The organism is Arachnia propionica (assembly GCF_003932785.1).
Classification (GTDB): Bacteria; Actinomycetota; Actinomycetes; order Propionibacteriales; family Propionibacteriaceae; genus Arachnia; species Arachnia propionica_B.
In genome coordinates this window covers 121,250-145,653 of record NZ_RQYT01000005.1, presented here as the reverse complement: position 1 = coordinate 145,653, position 24,404 = coordinate 121,250, and the positions used below count along the sequence as shown (strand labels likewise).

Here is a 24,404-nt window from a genome sequence, read left to right as displayed (position 1 = left end):
CGAGCCTTCACCGCGGGATCAATCTTCTTCGGCATGATGCCAACCTTCCCACCCCAGAAAGGACCGGCACGAAACCTGGGGCGCTTCACACCGCCTGAACCCGCCGGGGTCAATAGGGGGTCATTTAGGCGCCGCACTCTCTCTGAGGCCCTCCGCGCTGTCCGCGGCGGGGGTGGTCGCCGTGGCTAAGCAGGAGAACAACCCGACGAGCATCGGGCTCACGCAGTACCTCGATCCGTCGTACTGGACCTGGGCTGCCGAGGACCCGAACGGGGCCGCGCTGCTCCAGCAGGGAGCCGAGGCGATCCTCGCCTACGTGGTGCAGCGGCTCGAGGCCACCGGCTGCGAGGTCGTCGAGGCCTACGGCATCGTGCATGACAAGGACGAGCGCGAGGTCTGGAGCGACACGGAGAAGGCTCTGGTGATCGAGCCGAAGCCCGATCACCTGCACGCGGTCATCAAGTTCGCCAGCCGTGCGAAGAGCGCACCGCTGGATCGGCTCGCGTTCGGCATCGGCGTCGAGCCCCAGTACGTCGAGAAGCCGGGCCGCGGGCGGTACGCCTACGACAACATGCTGTCGTATCTGACGCACGTGAAGTACGCGGACAAGCACCAATACGCGCCTTCGGAGGTCGCTACGGTGCGTGGGCCTGACTACCTCGGGATCGACGCCCAGCGTCGGGAGACCTGGCTCAAGGGGCGCGCGCACGTGAAGAAGAAGGTCGTCGCCGAGAACTTCGAGGACATGCGCGAGCGCGTGCTCCAGGGCGAGTTCACGCGGGATCAGATCATGCTCACGGACGAGCTGTTCGACATCTACTCGCGGCATCAGCGGGAGATCGACGACGCGCTGTCGGCCTACGGCCAGCGCCGCGCATACCGGGCGGCGGCGAAGCTCCGCGCCGGTGAGTTCTCGACGCACGTGGTGTTCGTCCATGGGGATGCCGGGATCGGCAAGACCCGGTTCGCCACGGACTTCATCACCGAGGCGATCAACGCGGCGAACGCGCACGGCGAGCGGTGGCAGATCTACCGGGCCGCGACGGGGAACCCGCTTGATGACTGGCGAGGCGAGGAGGTGCTGCTGCTGGACGATCTGCGGGCCTCGGCGATGGATGCGAACGACTGGCTGCTGCTGCTTGATCCGTACAACGCCTCGCCTGCGAAGGCTCGGTACAAGAACAAGGGCGAGGTGGCCCCGCGCCTTATCGTCATCACGGCGACGATCGAGCCTGTCGAGTTCTTCTACTACGCCCGCCAGAAGGGCAACGTGGACGAGGCGTTGGACCAGTTCATCCGCCGCTTGGCCTCGGTCGTGAAGGTCTATCGTGCCGACGACATCAATCGTTACCTCGTGCAGCACATTGGGAAGATTGAGCCCTACGAGTGGCACCAGTGCAGCATCCCGACCGCCGCACACACGCCCGGCATGTACGGCAACGCGTATCACCAGAACGTCGGGTCGCGGGAACTGACCTACGGTCCGGAGACCTCGGCGGAACATGACGCTGAGGGCGCGGCTGCTGAGCTGCTGGGCGGGCTCGCGGTGCGGAGCCCTGACGTGCCGCTGGCGCTGATCGGAGGTGCCGCATGAGCACCGAACGCGATGCGCTCTTCCAGGGGGTCGAGGGGGCCGGAGGCCCCTCGCAAGCAGCCGGGGAAGACATGAGCGCCAGCGAAATGTCCGACACGGCTACTGCTTGCCACTCTGGCGTACAGGTGGAGCAGCAGACCGACTCCCAGGTGAACACCGGTCGGGCTGATGCGGAGGCTGTGCGTCAGAGTCACGGCGGCGCGAAGCGTCGTCGTGGGGGCCGCGCGAAGCTCGATACCGACTTCGGAGAGGAGACGCTCGCGGCGCTTCGCACTCGTGCGAAGCGGCTCGGGCTGGCTCCGAGCACGTGGGTGCGGACCGTCGTCCGGGATGCCCTCCACGCCTCTCGGAGCGAGGAGTTGGACGCCGCCGTGGCCGCGCACCTGCTCGGGGTCGAGGCGCGGGTGCAGGCGTCGGCGGATGCTCGCGAGCTGGCCGCGCAGATTCGCCCGCTGGCGACCAACGTCAACGACCTCGACCGCCGGGCGCGGGCTGGTGAGTCAGTGGCGCTGTCGGCGGAGGTGCCCGAGCTGATCGAGTTGCTGCGCGAGGTCCGCGCCCTGCTCGGGGATCGGGCGGCCTCATGAGCACCACGCACTACAGCCCGAGCGCCAGCGCCGCCGACACGGAGCGCTATATCCGTGGCAAGGAGGACGAGCGGGGCATCGCGATCACGTGCGATGTGCCGGGAGGCCCCGGCGCGTTCTCGGCGCGCGCTCGGTCGCTCACGCAGAACACGACGCGCGAGGTCGAGGCGGTGCATTACCGCCAGTCGTTCAGCGACGAGGAGTTCGACCCGAAGAGTCCGGAGGACGTGCAGCGGGTGAACGATCTCGGTTATCAGCTCGCGAAGAAGATGCACCCGGATTCCGACTGCCTCGTAGTCAGTCATGTGGATGGGCGGGGCAAGAAGCCGCACAACCACATCTTGGTCATCAACCACAACAACCGGACGGGGAAGGCGCTCTCGGACTATCGCACGTTCCACGACCGCAAGGCCGGGAATCAGCGGGGCGTCCAGTCGGCGAACGACCAGCTGATGCGAGAACACGGGCTCTCGGTCGTGAAGCGGCTGGAGCACGCACCGAAGGACTGGGAGCTGCGCCGCGAGGACTTCGCCGAGGGATCGCTCGACCGCGAGATGGGCGACCGGATGAGCGCGGCGCTGGCCGATCCCCGGGCGGTGGACAAGGCCGGTCTGGTCTCGGTGATCGAGGAGCAGAACCAGCGGCTCGGCGATGACGGGGAGCGGGTGCCGCGGATGCGGTTGCACAGCCCCGTCAGCAAGAAGGGCAAGCGCGCCGGGCAAGAGACCTGGACGCTCTACATCGAGGATCGCCGCGGCGAGTCCGGCCGCGCCGAGCGCCGCAAGCGCGCGAGCGCCCTCTCGGCGGACTTCACCCCGGAGGGCGCGCAGGCGTTCTTCGACTACCACCAGCAGCAGAAGGAGAAGGAACATGAGCGCAGCGCTCGACAGGCTGAAGCAGCAGAACGAGCCCGAGCAGTCGCAGCAGCAGCTCGGCAGTCCGGAGACGATGGAGCTGTTGACCTCGATCCTCGCCGCCGTCGAGGCGCAGAACACGAGGATCGCCACGCTGACCGAACAGCAGAAGAAGCTCGCGGGGTTCGTGAAGGTCATGGACGAGGAGACGACGAGGCGGCTGGAGCGGATCACGGCCCCGGCGTCGACCTCCTCGCCCTCCAGCGACGTGTCCGCGAGGATCGCGAGTATCGAGAGCAGGCAGAACGAGATCGCGAGCACGCTCGGCGAGTTCGCGCAGAGTCTCAACGGCGAGAGCTTGAACGCCGCGTCGCGGAGCTTGGTCGCGGAGGCGCAGAAGAATCGCGCGGCTACGGCCTCGGCGATTGAGGGTCTGAAGGCGCAGGTCACAGCGAACCAGAAGCTCGTGAGCCAGGTCGGCGGCGCGGTCCAGCGGATCGAGAAGCGCACCGAGGAACGGGTCGAGAAGGCTGTCGAGCAGGTCGCCGGGGCGGCTTCGGCCACGATGACCGCGAGCCTCGACGCCTCGAACGCGCGGGCGGAGCGGATCATCGCCGCGACGGCGAAGCTGGAGGCGCGACAGCTCTGGTCCGCCGCCGCCGCGATGTGCCTCGTTCTCCTGCCGGTGGCCGTGGTCGTCGCCGGTCTCTGGATGGGCATCGCCGGGCTCATCACGGGTGTTCAGTGGGCGCTGGACGTGGACGGGAGCGTGTGGCTCGGCATCGGCCGGTGGCTCGTGGTCGGCGCTGGCCTCGCCGGGGCCGGCTACGGGCTCTTCGCGTCCGTCCGCTGGGTTGCGGGTCTCGTGGAGACCTGGAAGGGCCGCGGGATGCCGAAGTGGCCCCGCTGGCGCAAGAGGTGATCACGCCTCACGAGGGCAAGCGCGCGCAGCGCGTGCGGCAGCCGCGACAACTGGACATTAAGTCAGCGACTGCTGTATAGTTCAGTGCATGCTGACCATTGCTTCGCGTCTTGACGTCATGAACCGGCTCGGCCGGGCCATGGCCGACCCGACGCGCTCCCGCATCCTGATGTCCCTGCTCGACAGCCCGAGCCACCCCGCGGTGCTCTCGCGCGAGCTGGGGCTGACCCGCTCGAACGTGTCCAACCACCTGACCTGCCTGCGCGACTGCGGGATCGTGGTTGCCGAGCCCGAGGGCCGCCAGACTCGCTACGAGATCGCCGACCCGCACCTGGCCGCGGCGCTGACGGCACTGGTCGATGTGACCCTCGCCGTGGACGAGAGCGCGCCGTGCATCGACCCGGCCTGCTCGGTGCCGGGCTGCTGCGCCGCGAGCAGTTCGGGGGACGCCTCGTGAGCGCCGCCTGCGGCTGCGACGAGCCGACGACCAGCCCCGCGGACGAGGCAGAGGAGGCAGAGCGCCCGTGGTGGCGTGATCCCGGCCTGGTCGTGCCGATCCTCTCCGGCGTCGCGTTCGGCACCGGCCTGGCGCTGGAGTGGTCGGGGCTGCACATCGCGGCGCTGGTCGCGTTCTGGGCGGGCCTGCTGCTGGGCGCGTACACGTTCGTGCCCGGTGCGATCCGGAATCTCGTTGTGAAGCGCAAGCTCGGGATCGCGCTGCTGATGACGATCAGCGCCGTGGGCGCGGTGATCCTCGGCTACGTCGAGGAGGCGGCCGCGCTGGCGTTCCTCTACTCGATCGCCGAGGCCCTGGAGGACAAGGCGATGGACAGCGCCCGCGGCGGGCTGCGCGCGCTGCTGAAGCTCGTGCCGGAGACCGCGACCGTGCTGCGCGACGGGACCTCAGCCTCGGTCCCGGCCAGGGAGATCGCCGTCGGCGACGTGCTGCTGGTCCGCCCTGGCGAGCGGGTCGCGACCGATGGGCTGGTCCGCTCGGGCCGGTCGAGCCTGGACACTTCGGCGATCACCGGTGAATCGATCCCGGTCGAGGTCGCGCCCGGAGAAGCGGTGTCGGCGGGCGCGATCAACAGCGCCGGCGTGCTGGAGGTCGAGGCGACCGCCGCGGGCACCGACAACTCGCTGACCACGATCGTGGAGCTGGTAGAGCAGGCCCAGGCCGAGAAGGGCGACCGAGCCCGGATCGCTGACCGGATCGCCCGCCCGCTGGTGCCCGGCGTGATGGTCCTCGCCGTCCTCGTCGGCGTGCTCGGGTCCCTGCTCGGCGACCCGGAGACCTGGATCACCCGCGCCCTGGTCGTCCTCGTCGCGGCCAGCCCCTGCGCGCTGGCGATCGCGGTGCCCGTCACCGTGGTCTCCGCGATCGGCGCGGCGACCAAGTTCGGCGTCGTCATCAAGAGCGGGGCCGCCTTCGAGCGCCTCGGCGGCATCCGGCACCTGGCCGTGGACAAGACCGGCACTCTGACCCGCAACCGGCCCGAGGTAGCCGCCATCGTCGCCGCCCATGGGTTCGACGATGCGCAGGTGCTTGCTTGGGCTGCCGCCGTGGAGCAGCACTCGACGCACCCACTCGCCGCCGCCATCGCCGCCGCGGGCCGGGGAACCCCCGCCGCGCAGGACGTGGCCGAGGAGGCCGGGCACGGCATCGGTGGCCTGGTCGACGGCCGCAGGGTGGCGGTGGGCAGTCCGCGCTGGATCGACGCCGGTCCGCTCAAGGCCCGGGTCGAGGACCTGGAGGCCGAGGGGCAGACCTGCGTGCTCGTCACCGTCGACGGCTTCCTGGCCGGGGCGATCGGCGTCCGCGACGAGCTGCGCCCCGAGGTCCCCGAGGTCGTGCGGACCCTGCGCGACCAGGGCGTCGAGGTGAGCATGCTCACCGGCGACAACTCCCGCACCGCTGCTGCGCTGGCGAAGCTGGCCGGGATCGGCGACGTGCACGCCGAGCTGCGTCCCGAGGACAAGGCTCGCATCGTCGCCGAGTTCTCGGAGACGTCGCCGACCGCGATGATCGGCGACGGCATCAACGACGCGCCCGCCCTGGCCGGGGCGACCGTGGGCATCGCGATGGGCGCGACCGGCTCCGACGCCGCGATCGAGTCCGCCGACGTCGCCTTCACCGGCCACGACCTCGGCCTCATCCCGCAGGCTCTGCGCCACGCCCGCCGCGGCGGCAGGATCATCAACCAGAACATCGTGCTGTCCTTGGCGATCATCACTGTGCTGCTGCCGCTGGCGATCACCGGCGTGCTCGGCCTGGCAGCGGTCGTCCTCGTGCACGAGGTCGCCGAAGTCGTCGTCATCGCCAACGGACTGCGGGCTGCGCGTGCCCGCAAGCAATAGGTGTTCCGTCCAACGCCATAACTCAGACATGCGCTACGAGAACCCCATGTACATGGCAGAGGACGCCGGGGCCGCCGACCTGATCTCGGGCGGCAGGCTCCAGCTCGGCATCAGCCGGGGATCCCCGGAACAGGTGATCGACGGTTGGCGTCACTTCGGGTACCGACCCGAGGACGGGGAGACCGAGTCGGACATGGCACGTCGCCGAACCGAGGAGTTCCTCGAGGTGCTACGGGGTGAGGGCTTCGCCCAACCGAACCCTCGACCGATGTTCCCCAACCCACCAGGCCTCCTGCGCATCGAACCCCACTCCGAAGGGCTGAAACAGCGAATCTGGTGGGGTGCGGGCTCTGATGCCACGGCGGTCTGGGCCGCCGAACGCGGCATGCACCTGATGAGTTCCACCCTCAAGGCCGATGAGACCGGTGAGCCGTTGCACGTCCAGCAGCGCAAGCAGATCGAGCTGTTCCGCCAGACCTGGCGGGACGCGGGGCACAACTGGGAACCACGCGTCTCGGTGAGCCGCTCGATCATGCCCATCACCACGGACATCGACCGGTTCTACTTCGGCGACGAGGGAACCAGCAGGGATCATGTCGGCTACATCGAGCCCGGACTTCGCGCCGTGTTCGGCAGGAGCTACGCCGCCGAGCCCGATGTGCTGGTGCGCCAGCTCGCCGAGGACGAGGCCATAGCCGCGGCTGACACCGTGCTGCTCACCATCCCGAACCAATTGGGAGTTGACTACAACACCCGTCTGCTGGAGACGGTGGTCAAGGAGGTCGCACCGGGACTGGGCTGGCGCTGAGTCACGGCCACCGGGCACCGAGCGAGATCACCCCGAGGGCAGCGAGAATGGCGAAGACGAGGGAGTAACCGGCGTAGCGTTCGGTGACCTCCATCGGAACGAGTTCGTAACCGATGTCGCTGGAGATCGCCTGGTAGACCTCATCGAGCTGCCCGGCCGATTCCGCGGAGAACTTCTTCCCCCCGGAGTTCTCCGCGATGACGTACAACTCGTGGTGGTTCACCGCGACCCGCTGCCGCTCACCGTTGGAGATGACGTAGCCGTCCTGGGTGCCGTAGGCGATCGTGTGGACGGGGACCCCCATCTCCCGCGCCACCTTGGCCGCCTCCGATGAGGTCCGCCCGATGTTCGTGGCCCCGTCAGACAACAACACGACTGCTGCCGGGGCCACCTCATCCGGATGTTCGGGGTCCGGTGGGACCAGGTTCAGCGCGTCAAGACTCGTGTACAGGGCTTCGCCCGTGGCGGTTGAGGGCGCCATCTGGAGCTTGTCGATGGCGGCGGTCAGTGCACCTCGGTCCACTGTCGGGGGCACGGTGATGTTCGCGGTTCCGGCGAAGGTGACCAGAGCCACGTTGAACCGAGGCGGCAGGCTCGTGATGAACTCCTTGGCGGACTTCTTGGCGGCCTCGAGCCGGTTCGGTTTGACGTCCTCGGCCTCCATCGACCACGACACATCGATCGTCACGATGACGGTGGCCCGATCCCGCGGCTGCTTGTCGAGGTCGCTTGGCATGGCCCAGGCCAGGACCAGCGAAGCGAGGCTGAGCAGGGCCAGCAGGACGGCGCCGTGTCGTTTCCACGCGGCGTCCTTCGGAACGACCAGATGGATCCGGGATCGACGGCGCATCACGGGTTGACGACGGACCAGGAACACGTAGAGGACCGCAACGGCCGCGACGATCGTGAGCGCCCAGAGCCGGGCCGGGCGCATGAACTCGAGGGCGAGGGGGACGAGATTCATCGAGGCCACCTCGCCGCCATCATGACCGCCCCCAACGCCGCCACGATGGCGAATCCCAAGGCCCCCAGGGCGTACTGTGCCGTCACGGGTTTCTTCACTTCCTCCATGCCCACCGACGAACCGATCCGCTTGTATGCCTCCTTGAGGCTGTTGACGCTGTCGGCAGCGACCGCCTCCCCCTCGGTGGCACGGGAGATCTCCTCGAGCGCCTCCCGGTCCGGGGCAACGTTGTGCCGTTTGCCGTCGAGATCGACGTATCCGTTCTGGGTACCGTAGGCGATCGTGAACACGGGAACCCCCGCCTGCTTGGCACGGCGTGCCCCCTGGGCAGGTTCAGTTCCCTCGGTGTTCGTGCCGTCGCTGAGCAGCACGATCATGGCGGGAGGGGGATCGCCCCCCTCCTCGGCTGCGCCGGGCGCCGCCTCGATGGCGTCCAGGGCCACGGAGAGGGCGTCGCCGATCGCGGTGCCCTCACCGAGCTTGAGGCTGTTGATCACGCGTTCGAGGGGACCGCGATCCGTCGTGGCCGGAACGACGACGGAGGGGGATCCGTCGAGGGCCACGAGGGCCACGTTGTAGGAGGCCGGCAGGGCCTGGACGAAGTCGAGGGCCCCGGCCTTCGCTGCATCCAGACGGTTGGGTTCGACGTCCTGCGCCTCCATGGACAGCGAGGTGTCGAGGATGAGGACCACGGTCGCGCGTTCCCTGGGCACCTTCTCCGTCCCGAGGGGCTGGGCCCACGCCAGGCCGAGGGCGACGAGGGAGCACAGGGACATCGCGACGGCCATGTGCCTGGTCCACCGCCGTTGGGAACCGACGACCCGCCCCAGGACCCCGGTGTTGGTGAAGCGGAGCGAGGTCCTGCCCTTGAGGCGCAGCAGAATGAGGTACACGATGACCAGAGCCGGCAGCACGAGCAGTACCCACAGCCGCTCCGGCGTCTTGAACTCGATCCAGTTCATCGGCTCACCCCTTGGGGCGGTGCGTGCAGGACGCTCGCGACCCGCCGATAGTTGAGGACGAAACGCGCGATGTCGGCCACCCAGTCCCGATCGGTGCGGAGCTGGATGTGTCCGGCCCCGGCCCGTCGGAGCGCCACCCGGACCCGTTCCCGCTGCGCGCGGGAGGCGGCGTCCATCCGGCTCCGGGCCGCCGCGTCGGAGGTGTTCACGTACCGCAGGAAGCTGGTCTCCGGATCCCGGATCAACATCTCCCCCACGTCCGGGAACTCCAGCTCGTGGCGATCGAGCACCTCGACGCACAGCACCTGGTTCTTGACCGCCAACCGCCGGATCGACCGCTCCCAGGCGGGAGGACTGTCCGGATCCAGCTCGGCCTCGCCGGCGGTGAGGAAATCGGAGACGATGACCCGCATGCCCCGTCGCCGCTGGCTGCGCGTGAGCTGCTCGATCCCCTCGGCGAGGTCGAGATCGCCGGGCGAGTTGTCCGGGACGATGGGCTCGGTCAGCATCTGTCGCAGCAGGCCGTACAGGGCGGTGCGACCCGATCGGGCAGGGAGCCGCTTGACCCTGTCCGGCAGCAGGAGCATCCCCCCGAATCGGTCCCCCATGCGCTGGCTCAGGAATCCGATCGTCGCGATGGCCGCGATGCCGAGGTCCCGCTTCGTGATGCCCTCGGTGCCCCAGTTCATCGACGGCGTGACGTCGAGGAGCCCCCAGACCTCGAGTTCCCTGTCCGCTATGGTGTCCCTCACGTGCGGGATGGTGGTGCGTGCGGTCACCGCCCAGTCGATCTTGCGGACATCGTCCTGACCGGGCTGGTAGGGGCGGGCGTCGTTGTTGTCCGACCCGGGCCCCGGGAGCAGACCGAGATGGTCGCCGTGCAGAAACCCCTCGAGGCGACGGACCACGGTCAGTTCGAGGCGACGCAGGGCCGCCTCAGGGGCGAGCTTTGACAAGGGAACCGTGGGCCCCGTCGGGGCCTGGAGCACGGTGACGGCCGCCCCCGGGTCACGTCGGGGCGGCGGGGGTTGGAAGGCCGGGAGCGCCAAGGCGGTCTCAGATCCGTCCGGGGTTCGGGGCGGGGGCCTGGTACCCGTGTTGCTGGTGACGCTGCTGCCTCGACTGGTCGTTCCACACCGGCGTGGGCGCAGGGACCATGGCCAGGATGCGTTCCACCACGTCCCCGGGACTGACGTTGTCGGCGACCGCGTCGAAGCCCAGGACGATGCGGTGGGCCATGACGTCACGGGCCACCGCCTGGACATCCGTCGGCAGAACGTAGTCACGTCCGTGGATGAGCGCCAGCGCCCGTGCGGCGGCGACCAGGCCCAGCGTCGCGCGCGGCGAGCAGCCGATCTGGATGACGGACTCCAGATCCGGCATGCCGAACTCCGTCGGCGTCCGTGTGGCGAGAACCAGCCGCACGATGTACTCACTGACGAGGTTGTGGACGAAGACCTTCGAGGCCATGTCCTGGAGGTGCCGGATGCTCTCCGGGTTGAGCACCTCCTCCGCAACCGGGGGTCTGACACTCATCCGGCGCAGGATCTCGAACTCCTCGTTGCCCTTGGGGTAGGGCACGTCGACCTTCACGAGGAATCGATCCCGCTGGGCCTCCGGCAACGGGTAGACGCCCTCGGACTCGACCGGGTTCTGGGTCGCGATGACGATGAAGGGGTCTGGGGCCGGATAGGTCCTGCCGCCGATCGAGACCTGCTTCTCGGCCATGAGCTCGAGCATCGCCGACTGGACCTTGGCGGGGGCGCGGTTGATCTCATCGGCGAGAACGAAGTTGACGAACACGGGGCCGAGCTCGATCTCGAAGCTCTCGCTCTTCGCCGAGTAGATGCGGGTACCCACGATGTCGGAGGGCACGAGGTCGGGGGTGAACTGGACCCGCGCGAAATCGCCCCCCACCACGGTGGCGAAGGAGCGCACGGCCAAGGTCTTCGCGACACCCGGCACACCCTCCAGCAGACAGTGGCCCTTGGCGAGCAATGCCACCATCAGCTGCTGCACCATGTGTTCCTGACCGACGATCACCCGTTGCACCTGGCTGATGGCGGTGCCCAGCAGGTGGGCTGCTTCGGCGACGGTGGTGGGCAGCCCGGGCTGCGTTCTGGGAGTGTTCACTCATGGCTCCTTGTGACGATCGTCCCCCACGATACCGCCACCGTCGACCACTTCGGGCCCCACCGACGTCCAGGTCCCACATGACTCCGGAATGTGATGTCATTGTCCCTGATGACTGCCATCCCTGATCCCGCCCTCCTCCCGGCCGAGCACCACCCGCTCGAGGAGCACGATCCCCTGCGAGTGGGTGACTTCTGGCTCGACTCGAGGCTCCACGCGTCCCCCGCGGGCGTGGCCTACAGCGCCCACTCCGACGGCTCCGACCCGGTGATGCTCATCCTCCTCAACGACGGGGCGGCCCGGGACGCTGCGGCCCGGGCCCGATTCTCCGGCGAGATCAACGCCATGCACATCGACACGGTTGTGGCCCGGGGTGGACAGGGCCAGGATGAGGGACGGCTCGCGGTCCGGTTCCGGGATGAGAACGACGATCCCATCGTCGCCTCCCACGCTCCCCTGGCCCCATGGGTCGCCCTCGCCTTCGACGGGACCCTCACCGCCGTCGCCGAAGCGGGCCGCATCCTCGAGGCCGTCGATCTCGTGCACACACCGCAGCTGGGGTCGCCGAAGGGCCCCGATTTCCTCCTCCACTGGTGGGGCAACACCAAGGGCGGCACCTCCCGCATCTGGCCACTCGCCTGGCCGGGACGCAAGGATCGGGCCGGCTGGATCTCCATCCTCGTCAGCTTCCTGCTCATGCTGCTGATGACCGCGGTCGCCGTCCTGCTGGCAATCCTGGTGTTCCAGAACCAGCCCAAGGTCTCGCCGCCCCCACCGATCCCGTCCTCCGCCGAGGGCTCCGGCGGTTCCGGCAGCCCCTCCGGCTCCCCGCAGAGCGGATCCCCCAGTCCCGACGAGAGCGACTCCGCCGGGGGACCGCCGAGTCGCTCCGACACACCGTCGATGCAGCAACCCTCGGGGAGCGAATCCGGCCCGGGCAGCCCCTCGCCGGAGCGCAAACTGTGAGGATCCGCACCCTTTGAGCGACGCCCTCGGGGCGATGGGTGATTACTCACAACGGACACCTCCTCCGTTCACAGGAAACCCACAAGGTGGGCTGGCGCAATGGTGATCAGACCGAGGGATCCGCCCTCGACCGACCGCCCGAGGCCCAGCCATGGAACTCCTACCCCCTGTCGCGAATCTCCTCGCGATCACCGTGCTCGTCTTCCTCATCTACCTGCCACGCCACCATCGACGTGACCTCGCAGTCGCCTGTCTCGGGGTGAACGTCGGCGTGATGGCCGTCTCCATCGCCCTGACGAACAGCGCCGCATCCGCCGGTCTGGGCCTGGGGCTGTTCGGCGTGTTGTCCATCATCCGGCTCCGCTCCGACGAACTGGCCCAACACGAGGTCGCCTACTACTTCAGCGCCCTGGCCCTGGGCATCCTCGGCGGGATGTCGACCTCCGTCCTCGGCTGCCTGCTCATGGCGGCCATCGTCGGGGTCCTCGCCGTGGCGGATCGCCCGTCCTTCCAGCGGGCGACCGAACGACAGGTGGTCCAACTCGACCGGGCCATCACCGACCACCATGAGTTGACCCACGAGGTGGCGAACCGTCTCGGGGCGAGGATCCTCGGCATCACCGTGCAACGGGTCGACTTCGTGAGCGACACGACTCTGGTCGAGGTGCGGTACCGCCCCGGATCGGCCCTCGCACTCCCGAAGCGGGTGGAGACCCTCTCATGATCTGGGAACGACTCGCCCCCGTGGGGCTGGCGGAACTCAGCACGACGGCCTCCCTGCTGACCCGCATGGACCGGAAGTACACGCTCCCCCGTTCGGCTGTACCGGACCTGGCCGCCCATCTCCCTGCCGGGACACGTGTCCTGGACATCGACGGCCATCACACCTTCAACTACAGGTCCGTCTACTTCGACACCCCTGCGCGTGACTCCTATCTCCTCGCGGCACGGGGACGTCCTCACCGCTTCAAGGTACGGATTCGTCAGTACTGCGACTCGGGTGAGTCGCATCTCGAGGTCAAGATCCGCCATGGCGGTGCCACGGTGAAACACCGTCAACCCCACCCGGTCGGCCTCCTCACCCTGGATCGTCGACACCTCGATTTCATCGCGGCCTGCCTCGCCGAAGGCGGGGTGGCAGGGGTCCGACCCGAGTGCTTGAAGCCGGTTCTGACGACGACGTACACCCGCACCACGCTACTGGGACCCGAGGGGAACGTCCGTCTCACCCTGGACCAGGACCTGACGTGGAGCAGCCACGGCCACACACTCCGTCTCCCCGAACTCGCCATCGCGGAGACCAAGTCACACCGTCACACGACCTCCCTCGACGGGGTGCTGTGGCGTTCCGGCCACCGGCCCCGCCGCCTCTCCAAGTTCGCCACCGGAATGGCGGCGTTGCATCCAGAACTGCCCTCGAACCGTTGGCACAACACCCTCCACAACCATTTCTGAAAGGACACCACTCATGATTCGCAGGATTCACCTGGGCCTCGCCTCCCTCGCGCTGGCCGCTGGACTCGTCGGATGCTCGGCCCTCGGGTCGTCCGACGTCTCCGTCGCCGCCACCACGACCGAAACCACGACCGCCACCACCTCGGCCACAACGGATTCGGGCAGCGACGAGCTCGCCGCCCTGCTGGCCGAGAACGAGCAGTCACACCTGATGGACGGCGACACCGTGTACGACGAGAGCTCGGTCGTCGACATCAGCCTCAACGGCACCTCGGCCACGGCATCCGGTGACGGGGTGGAGATCTCCGGCTCGACGGTCACGATCACCGCCGGCGGTGTCTACCGTCTGAGCGGTTCGTTGACCGGACAGATCGTGGTCGCCCCGGATGCCCAGGAGGTGAAGGTCATCCTCAACGGGGTCGACCTCCACAGCGACACCGGCTCGCCCTTCGTCGTCACCGATGCCGAGAAGGTGACGCTCCTCCTCGCCGCCGGCACCACCAACAGCATGGCGGACGCCACGACCTACGCCCACACCTCCGACGGCGCCCCCTCCTCGACCATCGACTCAAGCAGCGACCTCACCATCGCAGGGTCCGGTACGCTCCGGCTGACCGGGAACAACAACGACGCCATCAACTCCTCGGATGGTCTCGTCATCGCCGAGGGGACCATCGAGGTGACAGCCGTCGACGACGGGATCCGCGGGCAGGACCACGTCATCATCTCGGGAGGCACGGTCCGGGTCACGGCCACAGGCGACGGGGTGAAGGCGGACAACGAGACCGACACCGATCGAGGCTTCGTGTGGATCTCCGGCGGTGAACTGACCGTCGCCTCCGGCGATGACGGCATCACGGGATTCACGGATGTCGCCATCTCGGGTGGGAAGGTCACCGTGACCGAGTCGGTCGAGGGCCTGGAGGCCCAGACCATCGTCATCGCGGACGGTGAGCTGTCGGTGACGAGCAGCGACGACGGCATCAACATCTCCGGCGATGCCCCGACGGGCCTCACCATTTCTGGCGGCACGGTCGTGGTCGACGCGGATGGCGACGGCATCGACTCGAACGGTTCGGCGTCCATCTCAGGAGGCTCCGTCACGGTGTTGGGACCGACGAACGACGGGAACGGCACCATTGATGTGGATCAAGGTCTGGTCATCACCGGGGGCGAGTTGTGGGCCCTGGGGTCCTCCGGCATGGCCGAGACACCGACTCAGGCCTCCACGCAGGGGTTCGTCTTCACCACCCTGGCGAGTGGCGCCACCGGCGAGGTGACCATCGCTGACTCCAACGGCACCGTGATCGCGTCGCAGGAGTCGACGAAGCAGTACGCCTCGATCCTCTACTCCGGCCCGGCAATCGACCCGGAGGGGAACTACCGGATCACGGTGGGAGGCACGGAAGTGGACACCGTCGCCTCAAACCAGTACCAGCGGGGAATGCAGCCCCCGGCCGGCGGGGGTCCCGGCGGAGAGCGTCCCTGAATTGAACGGCGCGACGCTCAGCACCCAGGTGCTGAGCGTCGCGCTCGTGTCCCATGCATCAGGCCCGGCGCCGGGGCTCCTCGCCGTCCTGGGACAGCGCATCCATGAGGTCGATCATGAACTCGGTGTCCTCCTGCTCCAGGCGTTCCCAGCCGTTCGGGGCGCCGAGGGCACGCATCAGCTCCTGATTCCCCGGCTCCTTGGCGAGGGCGTCGAGCCCCGTCCAGAGCTTCTCGACGTGGTCCGCGAGCTGCGGGCTGGCGAGCAGACTGCTCCTGACCACGTAGATGTGGCTCCTCACCAGCTCGCGGAGCTGGTCCCGGACCATCGAGGACAGCTCGTCATACGAGTTCTGCGGGAAGAATCCCACCTGGACCTGCCCCTGGAGCAGGGCCTTGGCCACGAGCACCGGGTTCGGACGGACGTTCACCTCCACGTCGCGGTACCCGATGTCCGCCGGTTCCAGCATGATCCGGCAGACCCGCTCCACATCGGGGGCGTCCGTCGCGGCGACGCTCAGTGGCGCCCTGAGATCGGCGATGGCTCGGATCTCGCTGTTCTCCGCCACGGCGATGACCGCTTCCTTGGCCATTCCGCCGGCCCAGGCGACCGGGAGGTACCCCTTGTCGCGCACGAGGTACGCGGTGTCCGCCGCATTGGCGTAGACGATGTCGGCCCTCCCCGCCTCGAAGGCGTCGTGGAGATCCGCGAAATCGGTGTAGGCCGTCGGCGTGAAGGCGAGCCCCGTGATCCGCTGGACCTTCGTGTTGAGGATGAACCAGTCGGTCACGTTCTGGACGTTGACGTCCGGGCTGATCGCAAAGTGCATGCTCATCCGTCAGCGCCCCTCATCCTGGATCATCTGCGCGTAGACGGCGGACATCTCAGCCACCTTGTCCCGCGACGGCTCGCGCCGCACCGACGTGTGTCCGACGATCTCGCCACCGCGGATCTTGGGGATCACGGTGGCGTAGACCCAGTAGAACCCGCCATCCGCACGGAGGTTCTTCACGTAGCCGGACCAGCGCCTGCCCTGGTTGACGGTGTTCCACAGGTCGGCGAAAGCCGCCCGCGGCATGTCGGGATGCCGGAGAATCGAGTGGGGGGCGCCGATGAGCTGCTCCTTCTCGAAGCCGGACATGATGACGAAAGCGTCATTGCACGTGGTGATGATGCCATCACGGTCGGTCTGCGAGACGATCAACTCACCCGAGGGGAACATCGTCTCGACATCGGTCACCACGATACGGCGGGTCGAGCCATCGTGGTACGTCCACTGAAGGGGTTCCCCTTCGCAGGTCATGTCCTCCATGACACTCATGCCAGTTCGCGGGCCAGTTCCTTGGCCGTGGACTTCATCTCGAACAGGATCATGCCGAGCTTCGCCAGCCCGTTGGAGATGCCCATGAGGACGGCCTCCCGACCGGCGGCGATGTGCACGATGTAGCCCTCGCTACCCTTCACGAGCACCTGCTCGAGCTCGCCGCGGGAGAGTTCGCTCACAGTGCGGGATCCGGTGGCCAATGCGGCAGCACCCATGGCGGCGACGCGGTCCTCGTCAGTCCCCCCGGCCAAAGCCGATGCAATCGGCAGGCCGTCGAGGGTGACGAGGATTGCCCCCTCCAAATCCGGGGTGAGAGCGACGAGCCGCTTCAGCAACTGTTCGATCTGGTCAATCCTGGACATGGTCTTCCTTCGTCTTTCGGGTTCCCGACCTTGCCGTCCTTTTGGCTAATCGGCAACTGTGAGTCTGACGAAAGTTACAGCACCTGTCAATAGACTCAAGCGTAGGTTGAGGCCCTGACCACCCTTTCGGCCAGGCTCCCGGACCCCATGGACACAGGAATATACGCTTCTGTCAGCCTTTCGGACAATGAACGATATTTCTGCTCATTTCGGGGCTCACCCGTCGAGGACGACCTCGTCGATGGACTCCCACACCCCCGTGATCTCCACGTCGAGGACGTGATCCTCGTCGATGCGGTGCTCGACATAGCTCAGCCGGGTCCCCCACTTCGCGGACACCGCATCGACCGTCACCGGGCCGAGGAAGGCGGCGATCGCCTCGGGGGTCTCGCCGAGCTGCGTCAATTCGGCTGGGTCCCCGAGCTCCTCGACGAGGGCTGCGGCCACCATGGGCATCGCTGCGAGATACCCACGGACGATCTCGTCGAAGAGTCCCGCCCCCGTCCTGCCCTTCGCCAGCTTGCGGCGGAGTTCCTCGTCGACGCGGAACTCCACTCCGTCCCAGGTGAAGGTGTACTCGCCGTCATCATTCGCCGGGGCGGCGACGGCACAACCGCTGGGTGAGAGGTCCATCGTCCTTTCCTCGCTCACTGGATGATCTTGGTGGCGGTGTCGATGGCGGCCCAGTCGAGTCCCCGGGGCGCAAGGGCGGCCACGGAGGCCAGCAGCCCCAGCCGTGCCGCCCGGAGATTGGGCTCCTCCGCCATGACGAGGGTCTCGTCGAAGAACTCGGTGATCGGTTGGACCAGCTCGCGTGCGACGGTGGCGAACTCGGCCACATCGCGGCTCGGTCGACGACCCGCCACGGCAGCCGCCAGGGCCTTCTCGGCATCGTCCACCAGGACCTCGGGTTCGAGGACGGGCTCGGTGCCCGCCGGGACGATCCGCTGGATCCGGACCAGGGCCTCGACGAGCCGTCGCCACTCCGGATCCCCGATGAGCCGCTCCAGTTCGCGGGCCTTCGTCGCCGCATCCGCCGGATGGGTGGCTGCCGGCAGGACCGCTGCCACCAGCTCCGCGGAACGCCCCTCATCGCGCATGAGCTGGGCGAAGCGACCGATGACGAACTGCTCCGCCTTCTCGACGGCGTCCTCAGAGACCTCGACGCCTTGCCCCCGCAAGGCCTCGGCCGCGGCCAGCAACCCGTCCCGCACCGACAGTTCCGTGAATGCGGCATCCTCGCGGAGAATCCTGACCACACCCAGTGCGGCCCGGCGCAGGCCGTACGGGTCGGAGGATCCGGACGGCTTCGCACCGAGTCCGAACATCGCCATGAGCAGATCGAACCGATCGCCGAGGGCAAGGAGCGCCCCCGCCCTGGACTGCGGGACCTCATCCGCGGTGGTGTGGGGCTGCTCCATCTCGTGGAGCGCATCAGCGACCTCCCGGGGCTCCCCCTTCCGGAGCGCGTACTCACGGGCGACGAACCCGGCCAGCTTCGTCATCTCGGTGACGAGCTTGGTCGCCAGGTCGTACTTGGCCAGCTGCCCCGCTCGGCTGAGTGTCGCGGTCTGGGTCGCATCCATGTCGAGACGTCCGGAGAGGGAGGTTGCGACCTCCGCGATGCGGCGGGCACGCCGTCCCATGGAGCCCAGCCGGTTCTCGAAGGTCAACTGCTCCAGACCCGGCACGAACTCCTCGACGGATGACACCTCGAGATCCTGGTTCCAGAAGAACAGGGCATCCTCGTACCTGGCTCGCAACACCGACTCGTTGCCCCTCGCCACCAGATCGGCGTCGCAGGCCCCGTTGGCCATGGTCACGAAGCGGGCGAGCAGGCGCCCCTCCGCGTCCCGGACGGGAAGGTAACGCTGATGCTTCGCCATGACGGAGACGAGGATGCGGTCCGGAAGCTCCAGGTAGCGCTCGTCGAAGGTGCCGAGCACCCCGACCGGTTCCTCCACGAGGTTGGCGATCTCGTCCAGCAGCGAGGCGTTCGCCTCCAGGTTGATGACTCCCCCGGCCTCCGCCGCCAACCGGGTGGCCTGCTCGACGACGCTGTTCCTCCGCTCCTCGAAGTCGAGGAGGATCCCGCCCCGTGCGATGGTGGCCACGAGGTCGTCCGCAGTGGTGACCTCGTGGAAGCCGACGGGGGTGCCGTCGGGGCGCTTCCGGGCCTCCGCGGTGGCGGCGGTGGTGCGCTGCAGATAGGTGCTGCGACCGGAGACGACCTCCGAGATCCGGGCGGGAACCACCTGGTCTCCCCAGAGCGCCACCAGCCACCGAACCGCGCGGGAGAACGACAGTTTGGGATCGCACCACCGCATGTTCTTCTCGGCCCTCAGGCCGGAGACCGCCGCCTCCACGATGCCGCCCAGCACCTCCAGCGCCGTCCTCCCCGAAGCCTCGATCTCCACGCAGGCGTGTTCGGAGCCACCGACCTCCGCCCTGACGATCCGTTCGACGCTGACCCCCTGCCCCCGCATGAAGCCCTCGAGCGGCTTGGTCGGGTTGCCGTCGGCGTCGAAGGCCGCCGCCCACTTCGGTCCCTTGCGCAGCGTCGTGGCGTCGGGTTCACGCGCGGAGACGGCACCCACTGTCGCGACGATGCGCCGCGGGGTGGCCTGCACGACGACGTCGCCGTGGGTCAGACGGGACCCCGCGAGCCCCTCGACGATCGCGACGCGCACCTGGTCGACCGTGCTCGCGACCACGTGCGGCGGGAGTTCCTCCACGCCGATCTCGACGGCGAAGGTCTGGGGTTCGTCCGTGGCCGGCTCCTCCCGCACCAGCGGGGCCGGTTCCGTGGCCTCGGTGGCCCGGAGCAGGGGGAACCCGAGCTCCTCCCTTCGCTCGATCCACAGTGCGGCGGTGTCACGCATCAGCCGTCGCATCGTCCCGAAGGCCTGGGCCCGTTCCGTCGTCGAGATGGCGCCGCGGGCATCCAGGACGTTGAAGGCGTGGCTGGACTTGAGGATGTACTGGTGGGCGGGAACGGGCAGCCGTGCCTCGACCATGCGGGTGGCCTCCGAGACGTAGGCCTCGTAGAGCCGCTTGTTGGCCTCCACATCGGCGTCGTCGAGGTAGTAGCGGCTCATCTCGTACTCCTGCTGCCCGAAGGCCTCCCCGTAGGTCACGATGGTGCCGTCGGGCTTGCGGGAGTAGGCGATGTCCTTGAAGTGTGTGACGCCTTGCTGGGCCATGAGGATGCGCTCGAGCCCGTAGGTGAGCTCGACGGGGATCGGGTCGAGGTCCTGGCCGCCCACCTGCTGGAAGTAGGTGAACTGCGTGATCTCCATTCCGTCGAGCCAGACCTCCCAGCCCAGCCCCCAGGCGCCGATGGCGGGCTGCGCCCAGTTGTCCTCCACGAAACGCACGTCGTGCGCGTCCAGGTCGATGCCGAGCGCCTCCAGCGATCCGAGGTACAGCTCCTGGGGATCCCCCGGCTCGGGCTTCAGGATGACCTGGAACTGGGTGTGCATCTGGAGCCGGTTGGGGTTCTCCCCGTACCTGGCGTCATCGGGGCGAACCGACGGCTCGACGTAGGCGACGTCCCACGGCTCCGGTCCGAGCACGCGCAACACGGTGGCGGGGTTCATGGTGCCCGCCCCCACCTCCGTGTTGAAGGGCTGCCAGGTGAGGCAACCGCGCGAGGTCCAGTAGTTGGACAGGATCGTCAGGGCGTCTTGCATCGTCAGCACGCGGACAGGTTACCCGGCGAGCACCTCCCGGAGCACGTCGAGCGGGAGCGAACCGACGGCCAGCGCGCGGTCGTGGAAGTCCCGCAGGTCGAAGCCCGCTCCCCCACGTTCCGCGGCGGCGTCACGCAGCTGCTGCCAGATGCGCTGTCCGATGAGGTAGCTCGGCGCCTGGCCCGGCCATCCGAGGTAGCGGTGCAGCTCGAAGCGCAGCTGGTTCTCCTCCATGGCGACGTTCTCGCGCAGCAGTCGGTAGCAGGACTCGTAATCCCAGGTGCCCTGACCGTACGCGGCGAGCGCCGGCTTGCCGAGATGGATGCCGAGATCCAGCACCACGCGCGTGGCGCGCAGCCGTTGCGCATCCAGCATCCCCAGGCGCTCGGCGGGGTTGAGGAAGCCGAAGGAGTCCATGAGGCGTTCCGAGTAGAGCGCCCATCCCTCCCCGTGCCCGGACACCCAGCACACCAGCGAGCGCCACCGGTTGAGTCGTTCCCCCTGGGCCACGGCCTGGCCGACCTGGAGGTGATGCCCCGGCACCCCCTCGTGGTAGACGGTGGTCTTCTCCTGCCAGGTCGTGAACTCGGTCACCCCCTCCGGCACCGACCACCACATCCGTCCCGGCCGGGAGAAGTCGGAGGAGGGGCCTGTGTAGTAGATGCCCCCGGTGGCCGACGGAGCGATCATCCCCTCGACCCTGCGCACCCGGGGATCGAGGGTGAAGTACTTCCCGTCGAGGGCCTCGATGGCCTCGTCGGCCGTCGTCTGGAGCCATGCCTTGAGGGCGTCCACCCCGTGGATGACGTTGGCCGGGTCCGAGTTGAGCTGCTCGATGGCCTCGGCCAGCGTGCCCCCGCAGATCTCCTTGGCCAGCTGCTCCTGTTCGGCGGTGATGCGTGCCAGGGACTCGACACCCCATTCGTAGGTCTCATCGAGGTCGATCCGGGCGCCGAGGAACTCACGCGAGGCACGCTCGTACCGTTCACGCCCCACACCGTCCGCCTCGCGCGCCACCGGTGCGAGTTCGTCGTGGAGGAAGGCCGCCAGCTCGGCCGCGCCCTCCCTCGCCGAGCGAGCCGCTCTCTCGATGTCGGCCTGGAGCGCACCTTCCCGTCCGGAGGCCGCCACGAGCTGCTGGAAGCGCCCACCATCCCCTGCCAGGTCCCGGGCCTGCCCGGCGGCGTCGAGCGCGGCACGCCGTGCGGGCACGTTGCCCGTGGCGATGCCGTGGCGCAGGGTCTCGACCCAGCTCTGGAAGGCCTGGGGCACGGCACCCATGCGAGCGGCGATGTTGGCCCAGTCCTCGTCGGTCTCCGACGACATGAGGTCGAACAGGTCCCGGGTCCAGGTCAGCGGGCAGTCGATGTTGTTGACCCCTGACAGGTGATCCCCGGCCTCGATGGACTCCAGTTCCAGACCGAGACGTTCCTGCATGGCGGCCTTCGTCACCCGGTCCACGTCATCGACGGCTTCCGTCGACTCCAGCTGGCCCAGCACGCCGCGTAGGTGCTCAGCCCACCGCCCGACGGACTCCAGCCCATGATCGCTCAGCCGGTCCTCGCGCCCCGGCAGGCCGAGGTAGGTGGCATTCTCCGGCTGATGGGTGACGAGGGCGTCCACGTGGGCTTCGGCGATGGCATCGATCTGGGAGGGATTACGCATGGCCTCAGGATAGAGGTTCGCGGCTGGTCAGGGCGCGGCTCCCCGGATCGACGGGGAACCGATCGATGGGGTCGAGTTCCTCCGGCTCCTCACGGGTGAACACGAATGCCCGTTGCACCAGGAAACTGACCGCGAGCAGACTGAGCTCGGTCAGCGCCTTGGCGGGGACCAGCGGCATGACCACCAGGAGACTCGACAGCAAGAGGTAGTTCATGGCGAGCAGCCCCAACGCGACAGCCGTATAGCGCAACGGTGACCGGCGATTCCCCGCACGGAAGACCGCCCTCCGGTTGAGGTGGTAGTTCACGATCCCGGAGATGATGCGGGCTCCGATGACGCTCAACAGCAGGTTCCCCGTCGCCGACACGAGTGCCATCAGCGCGAGGAGGTCGGTGACGAAACCCGCGAGGGACGATCCCGCGAAGGCCAGCAGCGGCCTGTAGATCCGCCAGGAATCGATCAGGGGACGGAAGTGCGAGCCGGCGTTGTCCCTGATGTAGACGGTCTCGATCGCCACGTCCTTGATCCCGATCCCTGCGGACGGGGCCCGGAGCAGGACGGCCAGTTCGTACTCGAATCGCTCACCGGGAACGGAGACCAACCACGCCAGGAGGGACGGCGGGTAGGCACGCAATCCGGTCTGGGTGTCGATGACGTCGAGCCCGGTCAGAGCCGTGAACAGCCACGAGGTGAGTCTGTTGCCCCAGCGGGAACGGAGGGGAACCCTGCCGGTGAAACGTCGCTGTCCGAGGACCAGCTCCAACCGGGACGGATCCACCACGTCGGCCACCCTGAGGATGTCCGCCACGCGGTGCTGCCCATCGCAGTCCGCGCAGACCACCACGTCCGCCGGTCGGGTTCGGCGGGCATGTTCGAATCCCGTCTTCAGCGCGTGGCCTTTGCCACGATTCTCCCGGTACCGGATGACCTCGGCGCCGTGAAGCCTGGCCAGGGCGAAGATCTCGTCGTGAGCGGGACCCGATCCGTCGTCCACCACGAGGACGTGAGGTGCGCTGGGGTGGGCCCGGAGCGAGCGGACGAGTTCCACCAGGGGATCGCCCGGTTGGTAGGCAGGGATGAGGACCAGCATGGCAGTCACCGACCGATCCACAGGATGTCCGAGGTTCCCCGCTCCTTGTTGCGGCCCAGTGGGTTGTTGACCAGGGAACCGTTGAACACCATGGCTGAGGAGCCACCGCCGTCGAGGTTGTAGGCGACCCGGGCCCCGAGATCGACGAACAAGGACGCGAAGTCGCCCATCGTGATCCCGTTGCTGTACCCGGAGCTGCGACCATCCACGACCACGAGGACGAAGTGGTTGGGTTCGATCATTCCGATCCCGGTGCGCGGCTGCCTGCCCTGGATGGAGTGGTTCCCGAAGTTCGTGTCCACCTCCACCTCGTCGATGCCCGACACAGCGACTGAACCATCCACCAGGGTGGGGCCGAAGGACAAGGTGTGCCAGGCCCCGTCGGCGATGAGCCGCGCGGCATTCGTGCTCGTCTCGTCGTAGCTGATCATCGACCCGTCACGCATGAGCACCAGTCCCTGCCGCTCGGGTTCATCCCGGAACGCGACCCCGTTGCGGATGACGATTCCGGTGTCCCGGAATCCGTAGTAGTCGCCGTTGATGGCGAACAGGCCACCCACCTGGGCCAGGATCGAGGAGGGCAGGTCGATGATGTTGGTGCCGAAGGTGTCCTTGGCGAAGGCGCTCTCCAGCAGGGTTGCGTCGCTGAGCTGCACGTCGGCGACGTACCAGGCCAAGGCCGTGTCACCTTCTCCGGAGCTGTGGGCAGTGATCGTCACCTGCCGGTCGGAGGAGGTGTAGGTCAAGCCGTCGATCACGCCGTCACCGGAGCTGGCCGTGCTGCTGGTTGCGGTGTTCACGGCGATGCTGGACCGGGTGCCGGGCAGACCTTCGTACTCGGAGGCCGAGGTGACGTCGGCGTGCTCGATGAGGAAGCGGTCCAGGGCCCATGCGGCACCACCGACGGCGGACAGGCCGACCGCTCCGGCAGCGCCCAGGAGCACCGTGCGGCGGGAGGGCTTGGAGGATGCTGTGTTGGTCATGCCTCAACGGTCGTGACCGAAGCTGTGCCAGGGCTGTGTCCCACCTCCGGGCCCGGCATGACTCGTCCACCGGACCTTGGATGTACTCTGTTGGCCTGTCGGGGCGTTAGCTCAGCCGGTCAGAGCAGAGGACTCATAATCCTTGGGTCGCGGGTTCGAGCCCCGCACGCCCCACCACGGAAAACCCCGTGGGTCC

The 24,404-nt window shown here is 68.1% G+C and carries 23 protein-coding genes and 1 tRNA gene; 12 read left to right on the top strand and 12 right to left on the bottom strand.

The features are described 5' to 3' along the window. Positions 1 to 181: 181 nt before the first annotated feature. The 7 genes from EII35_RS04330 (at position 182) to EII35_RS04300 (ending at position 7,123) form a co-directional block, all read left to right on the top strand. Complete coding sequence (locus EII35_RS04330; RefSeq protein WP_260465006.1) at positions 182 to 1,594, top strand: Rep family protein; 1,413 nt, start codon at positions 182 to 184, stop codon at positions 1,592 to 1,594. Positions 1,595 to 1,719: 125 nt separating this feature from the next. Next, positions 1,720 to 2,181, top strand: coding sequence for a hypothetical protein (locus EII35_RS04325; protein ID WP_260465005.1), 462 nt, complete (start codon positions 1,720 to 1,722; stop codon positions 2,179 to 2,181). Then, the gene (locus EII35_RS04320; RefSeq protein WP_009397940.1) at positions 2,178 to 3,464 is read left to right on the top strand and encodes a relaxase/mobilization nuclease domain-containing protein; all 1,287 of its coding nucleotides are present in this window, start codon (positions 2,178 to 2,180) and stop codon (positions 3,462 to 3,464) included. The genes EII35_RS04325 and EII35_RS04320 overlap by 4 nt, the downstream gene beginning before the upstream one ends. Before the next feature lie 37 nt (positions 3,465 to 3,501). Further along, positions 3,502 to 3,957: a hypothetical protein gene (locus EII35_RS04315; protein WP_125227222.1), complete on the top strand. Its 456-nt coding sequence runs from the start codon at positions 3,502 to 3,504 to the stop codon at positions 3,955 to 3,957. An 88-nt stretch (positions 3,958 to 4,045) separates the two neighbouring features. Next, positions 4,046 to 4,414 (top strand): Cd(II)/Pb(II)-sensing metalloregulatory transcriptional regulator CmtR, encoded by a 369-nt coding sequence (gene cmtR, locus EII35_RS04310; RefSeq protein WP_003780589.1) that lies wholly within the window; start codon positions 4,046 to 4,048, stop codon positions 4,412 to 4,414. Then, complete coding sequence (locus EII35_RS04305) at positions 4,411 to 6,315, top strand: heavy metal translocating P-type ATPase (protein WP_125227244.1); 1,905 nt, start codon at positions 4,411 to 4,413, stop codon at positions 6,313 to 6,315. Before cmtR ends, EII35_RS04305 begins: the two co-directional genes overlap by 4 nt. A gap of 28 nt (positions 6,316 to 6,343) precedes the next feature. Then, entirely contained in the window at positions 6,344 to 7,123 is a 780-nt protein-coding gene (locus EII35_RS04300; protein WP_125227221.1) for an LLM class flavin-dependent oxidoreductase, read from the top strand. Between the two features lies 1 nt (position 7,124). Here the strand turns inward: EII35_RS04300 and EII35_RS04295 are convergent, their stop codons facing one another. The 4 genes from EII35_RS04295 to EII35_RS04280 form a co-directional block, all read right to left on the bottom strand. After that, positions 7,125 to 8,087, bottom strand: a complete 963-nt coding sequence (locus tag EII35_RS04295; RefSeq protein ID WP_125227220.1) for a VWA domain-containing protein — start codon at positions 8,085 to 8,087, stop codon at positions 7,125 to 7,127. Then, the gene (locus EII35_RS04290; protein ID WP_125227219.1) at positions 8,084 to 9,049 is read right to left on the bottom strand and encodes a VWA domain-containing protein; all 966 of its coding nucleotides are present in this window, start codon (positions 9,047 to 9,049) and stop codon (positions 8,084 to 8,086) included. The genes EII35_RS04295 and EII35_RS04290 overlap by 4 nt, the downstream gene beginning before the upstream one ends. Next, positions 9,046 to 10,038: a DUF58 domain-containing protein gene (locus tag EII35_RS04285; RefSeq protein WP_395858222.1), complete on the bottom strand. Its 993-nt coding sequence runs from the start codon at positions 10,036 to 10,038 to the stop codon at positions 9,046 to 9,048. Before EII35_RS04285 ends, EII35_RS04290 begins: the two co-directional genes overlap by 4 nt. A 67-nt stretch (positions 10,039 to 10,105) precedes the next feature. Next, positions 10,106 to 11,182: an AAA family ATPase gene (locus EII35_RS04280; RefSeq protein WP_125227217.1), complete on the bottom strand. Its 1,077-nt coding sequence runs from the start codon at positions 11,180 to 11,182 to the stop codon at positions 10,106 to 10,108. Positions 11,183 to 11,293: 111 nt separating this feature from the next. Between EII35_RS04280 and EII35_RS04275 the strand changes: the two genes are divergently transcribed. From EII35_RS04275 to EII35_RS04260, 4 genes are all read left to right on the top strand, one after another. Continuing rightward, a complete protein-coding gene (locus EII35_RS04275) occupies positions 11,294 to 12,148 on the top strand; it encodes a hypothetical protein (protein ID WP_125227216.1) in 855 nt (284 codons plus the stop codon). Positions 12,149 to 12,299: 151 nt separating this feature from the next. Beyond that, on the top strand, positions 12,300 to 12,872 hold the full coding sequence (locus EII35_RS04270; protein ID WP_125227215.1) for a DUF4956 domain-containing protein: 573 nt from the start codon (positions 12,300 to 12,302) through the stop codon (positions 12,870 to 12,872). Next, positions 12,869 to 13,603 (top strand): polyphosphate polymerase domain-containing protein, encoded by a 735-nt coding sequence (locus EII35_RS04265; RefSeq protein WP_125227214.1) that lies wholly within the window; start codon positions 12,869 to 12,871, stop codon positions 13,601 to 13,603. Before EII35_RS04270 ends, EII35_RS04265 begins: the two co-directional genes overlap by 4 nt. Positions 13,604 to 13,616: 13 nt before the next feature. Then, entirely contained in the window at positions 13,617 to 15,092 is a 1,476-nt protein-coding gene (locus EII35_RS04260; RefSeq protein WP_125227213.1) for a carbohydrate-binding domain-containing protein, read from the top strand. 58 nt (positions 15,093 to 15,150) lie between these two features. Here EII35_RS04260 and EII35_RS04255 read toward each other — a convergent pair whose 3' ends face one another. From EII35_RS04255 to EII35_RS04220, 8 genes are all read right to left on the bottom strand, one after another. After that, complete coding sequence (locus EII35_RS04255; RefSeq protein WP_260465004.1) at positions 15,151 to 15,927, bottom strand: phosphate/phosphite/phosphonate ABC transporter substrate-binding protein; 777 nt, start codon at positions 15,925 to 15,927, stop codon at positions 15,151 to 15,153. A 3-nt stretch (positions 15,928 to 15,930) separates the two neighbouring features. Then, positions 15,931 to 16,404 carry a PAS domain-containing protein gene (locus EII35_RS04250; RefSeq protein WP_260465003.1) on the bottom strand — a complete coding sequence of 158 codons (474 nt, stop codon included), beginning with the start codon at positions 16,402 to 16,404 and terminating at the stop codon, positions 15,931 to 15,933. Between the two features lie 5 nt (positions 16,405 to 16,409). Continuing rightward, positions 16,410 to 16,778: a roadblock/LC7 domain-containing protein gene (locus EII35_RS04245; protein WP_125227212.1), complete on the bottom strand. Its 369-nt coding sequence runs from the start codon at positions 16,776 to 16,778 to the stop codon at positions 16,410 to 16,412. A 216-nt stretch (positions 16,779 to 16,994) separates the two neighbouring features. Then, entirely contained in the window at positions 16,995 to 17,411 is a 417-nt protein-coding gene (locus EII35_RS04240; protein ID WP_125227211.1) for a hypothetical protein, read from the bottom strand. Between the two features lie 14 nt (positions 17,412 to 17,425). Further along, the gene (locus EII35_RS04235; RefSeq protein ID WP_260465008.1) at positions 17,426 to 20,470 is read right to left on the bottom strand and encodes a glycine--tRNA ligase; all 3,045 of its coding nucleotides are present in this window, start codon (positions 20,468 to 20,470) and stop codon (positions 17,426 to 17,428) included. 18 nt (positions 20,471 to 20,488) lie between these two features. Beyond that, positions 20,489 to 22,135: a DUF885 domain-containing protein gene (locus EII35_RS04230; RefSeq protein ID WP_125227209.1), complete on the bottom strand. Its 1,647-nt coding sequence runs from the start codon at positions 22,133 to 22,135 to the stop codon at positions 20,489 to 20,491. A gap of 4 nt (positions 22,136 to 22,139) precedes the next feature. After that, the gene (locus tag EII35_RS04225) at positions 22,140 to 23,225 is read right to left on the bottom strand and encodes a bifunctional glycosyltransferase family 2/GtrA family protein (RefSeq protein ID WP_125227241.1); all 1,086 of its coding nucleotides are present in this window, start codon (positions 23,223 to 23,225) and stop codon (positions 22,140 to 22,142) included. Positions 23,226 to 23,230: 5 nt separating this feature from the next. Then, the gene (locus EII35_RS04220; protein ID WP_125227208.1) at positions 23,231 to 24,208 is read right to left on the bottom strand and encodes a phosphodiester glycosidase family protein; all 978 of its coding nucleotides are present in this window, start codon (positions 24,206 to 24,208) and stop codon (positions 23,231 to 23,233) included. A 100-nt stretch (positions 24,209 to 24,308) separates the two neighbouring features. Here EII35_RS04220 and EII35_RS04215 point away from each other — a divergent pair. After that, positions 24,309 to 24,385 (top strand) — tRNA-Ile (locus EII35_RS04215). Positions 24,386 to 24,404: the final 19 nt, after the last annotated feature.

Excerpts from the sequence above, each read along its gene's own strand:
- EII35_RS04235 (WP_260465008.1), bottom strand. The coding sequence starts at position 20,470 with ATGCAAGACGCCCTGACGATCCTGTCCAACTACTGGACCTCGCGCGGT.
- EII35_RS04300 (WP_125227221.1), top strand. The coding sequence starts at position 6,344 with ATGCGCTACGAGAACCCCATGTACATGGCAGAGGACGCCGGGGCCGCC.
- EII35_RS04275 (WP_125227216.1), top strand. The coding sequence starts at position 11,294 with ATGACTGCCATCCCTGATCCCGCCCTCCTCCCGGCCGAGCACCACCCG.
- EII35_RS04295 (WP_125227220.1), bottom strand. The coding sequence starts at position 8,087 with ATGAATCTCGTCCCCCTCGCCCTCGAGTTCATGCGCCCGGCCCGGCTC.
- EII35_RS04270 (WP_125227215.1), top strand. The coding sequence starts at position 12,300 with ATGGAACTCCTACCCCCTGTCGCGAATCTCCTCGCGATCACCGTGCTC.
- EII35_RS04220 (WP_125227208.1), bottom strand. The coding sequence starts at position 24,208 with ATGACCAACACAGCATCCTCCAAGCCCTCCCGCCGCACGGTGCTCCTG.
- EII35_RS04290 (WP_125227219.1), bottom strand. The coding sequence starts at position 9,049 with ATGAACTGGATCGAGTTCAAGACGCCGGAGCGGCTGTGGGTACTGCTC.
- EII35_RS04260 (WP_125227213.1), top strand. The coding sequence starts at position 13,617 with ATGATTCGCAGGATTCACCTGGGCCTCGCCTCCCTCGCGCTGGCCGCT.
- EII35_RS04230 (WP_125227209.1), bottom strand. The coding sequence starts at position 22,135 with ATGCGTAATCCCTCCCAGATCGATGCCATCGCCGAAGCCCACGTGGAC.
- EII35_RS04265 (WP_125227214.1), top strand. The coding sequence starts at position 12,869 with ATGATCTGGGAACGACTCGCCCCCGTGGGGCTGGCGGAACTCAGCACG.
- EII35_RS04320 (WP_009397940.1), top strand. The coding sequence starts at position 2,178 with ATGAGCACCACGCACTACAGCCCGAGCGCCAGCGCCGCCGACACGGAG.
- cmtR (WP_003780589.1), top strand. The coding sequence starts at position 4,046 with ATGCTGACCATTGCTTCGCGTCTTGACGTCATGAACCGGCTCGGCCGG.
- EII35_RS04240 (WP_125227211.1), bottom strand. The coding sequence starts at position 17,411 with ATGGACCTCTCACCCAGCGGTTGTGCCGTCGCCGCCCCGGCGAATGAT.
- EII35_RS04245 (WP_125227212.1), bottom strand. The coding sequence starts at position 16,778 with ATGTCCAGGATTGACCAGATCGAACAGTTGCTGAAGCGGCTCGTCGCT.
- EII35_RS04225 (WP_125227241.1), bottom strand. The coding sequence starts at position 23,225 with ATGCTGGTCCTCATCCCTGCCTACCAACCGGGCGATCCCCTGGTGGAA.
- EII35_RS04250 (WP_260465003.1), bottom strand. The coding sequence starts at position 16,404 with ATGGAGGACATGACCTGCGAAGGGGAACCCCTTCAGTGGACGTACCAC.
- EII35_RS04255 (WP_260465004.1), bottom strand. The coding sequence starts at position 15,927 with ATGAGCATGCACTTTGCGATCAGCCCGGACGTCAACGTCCAGAACGTG.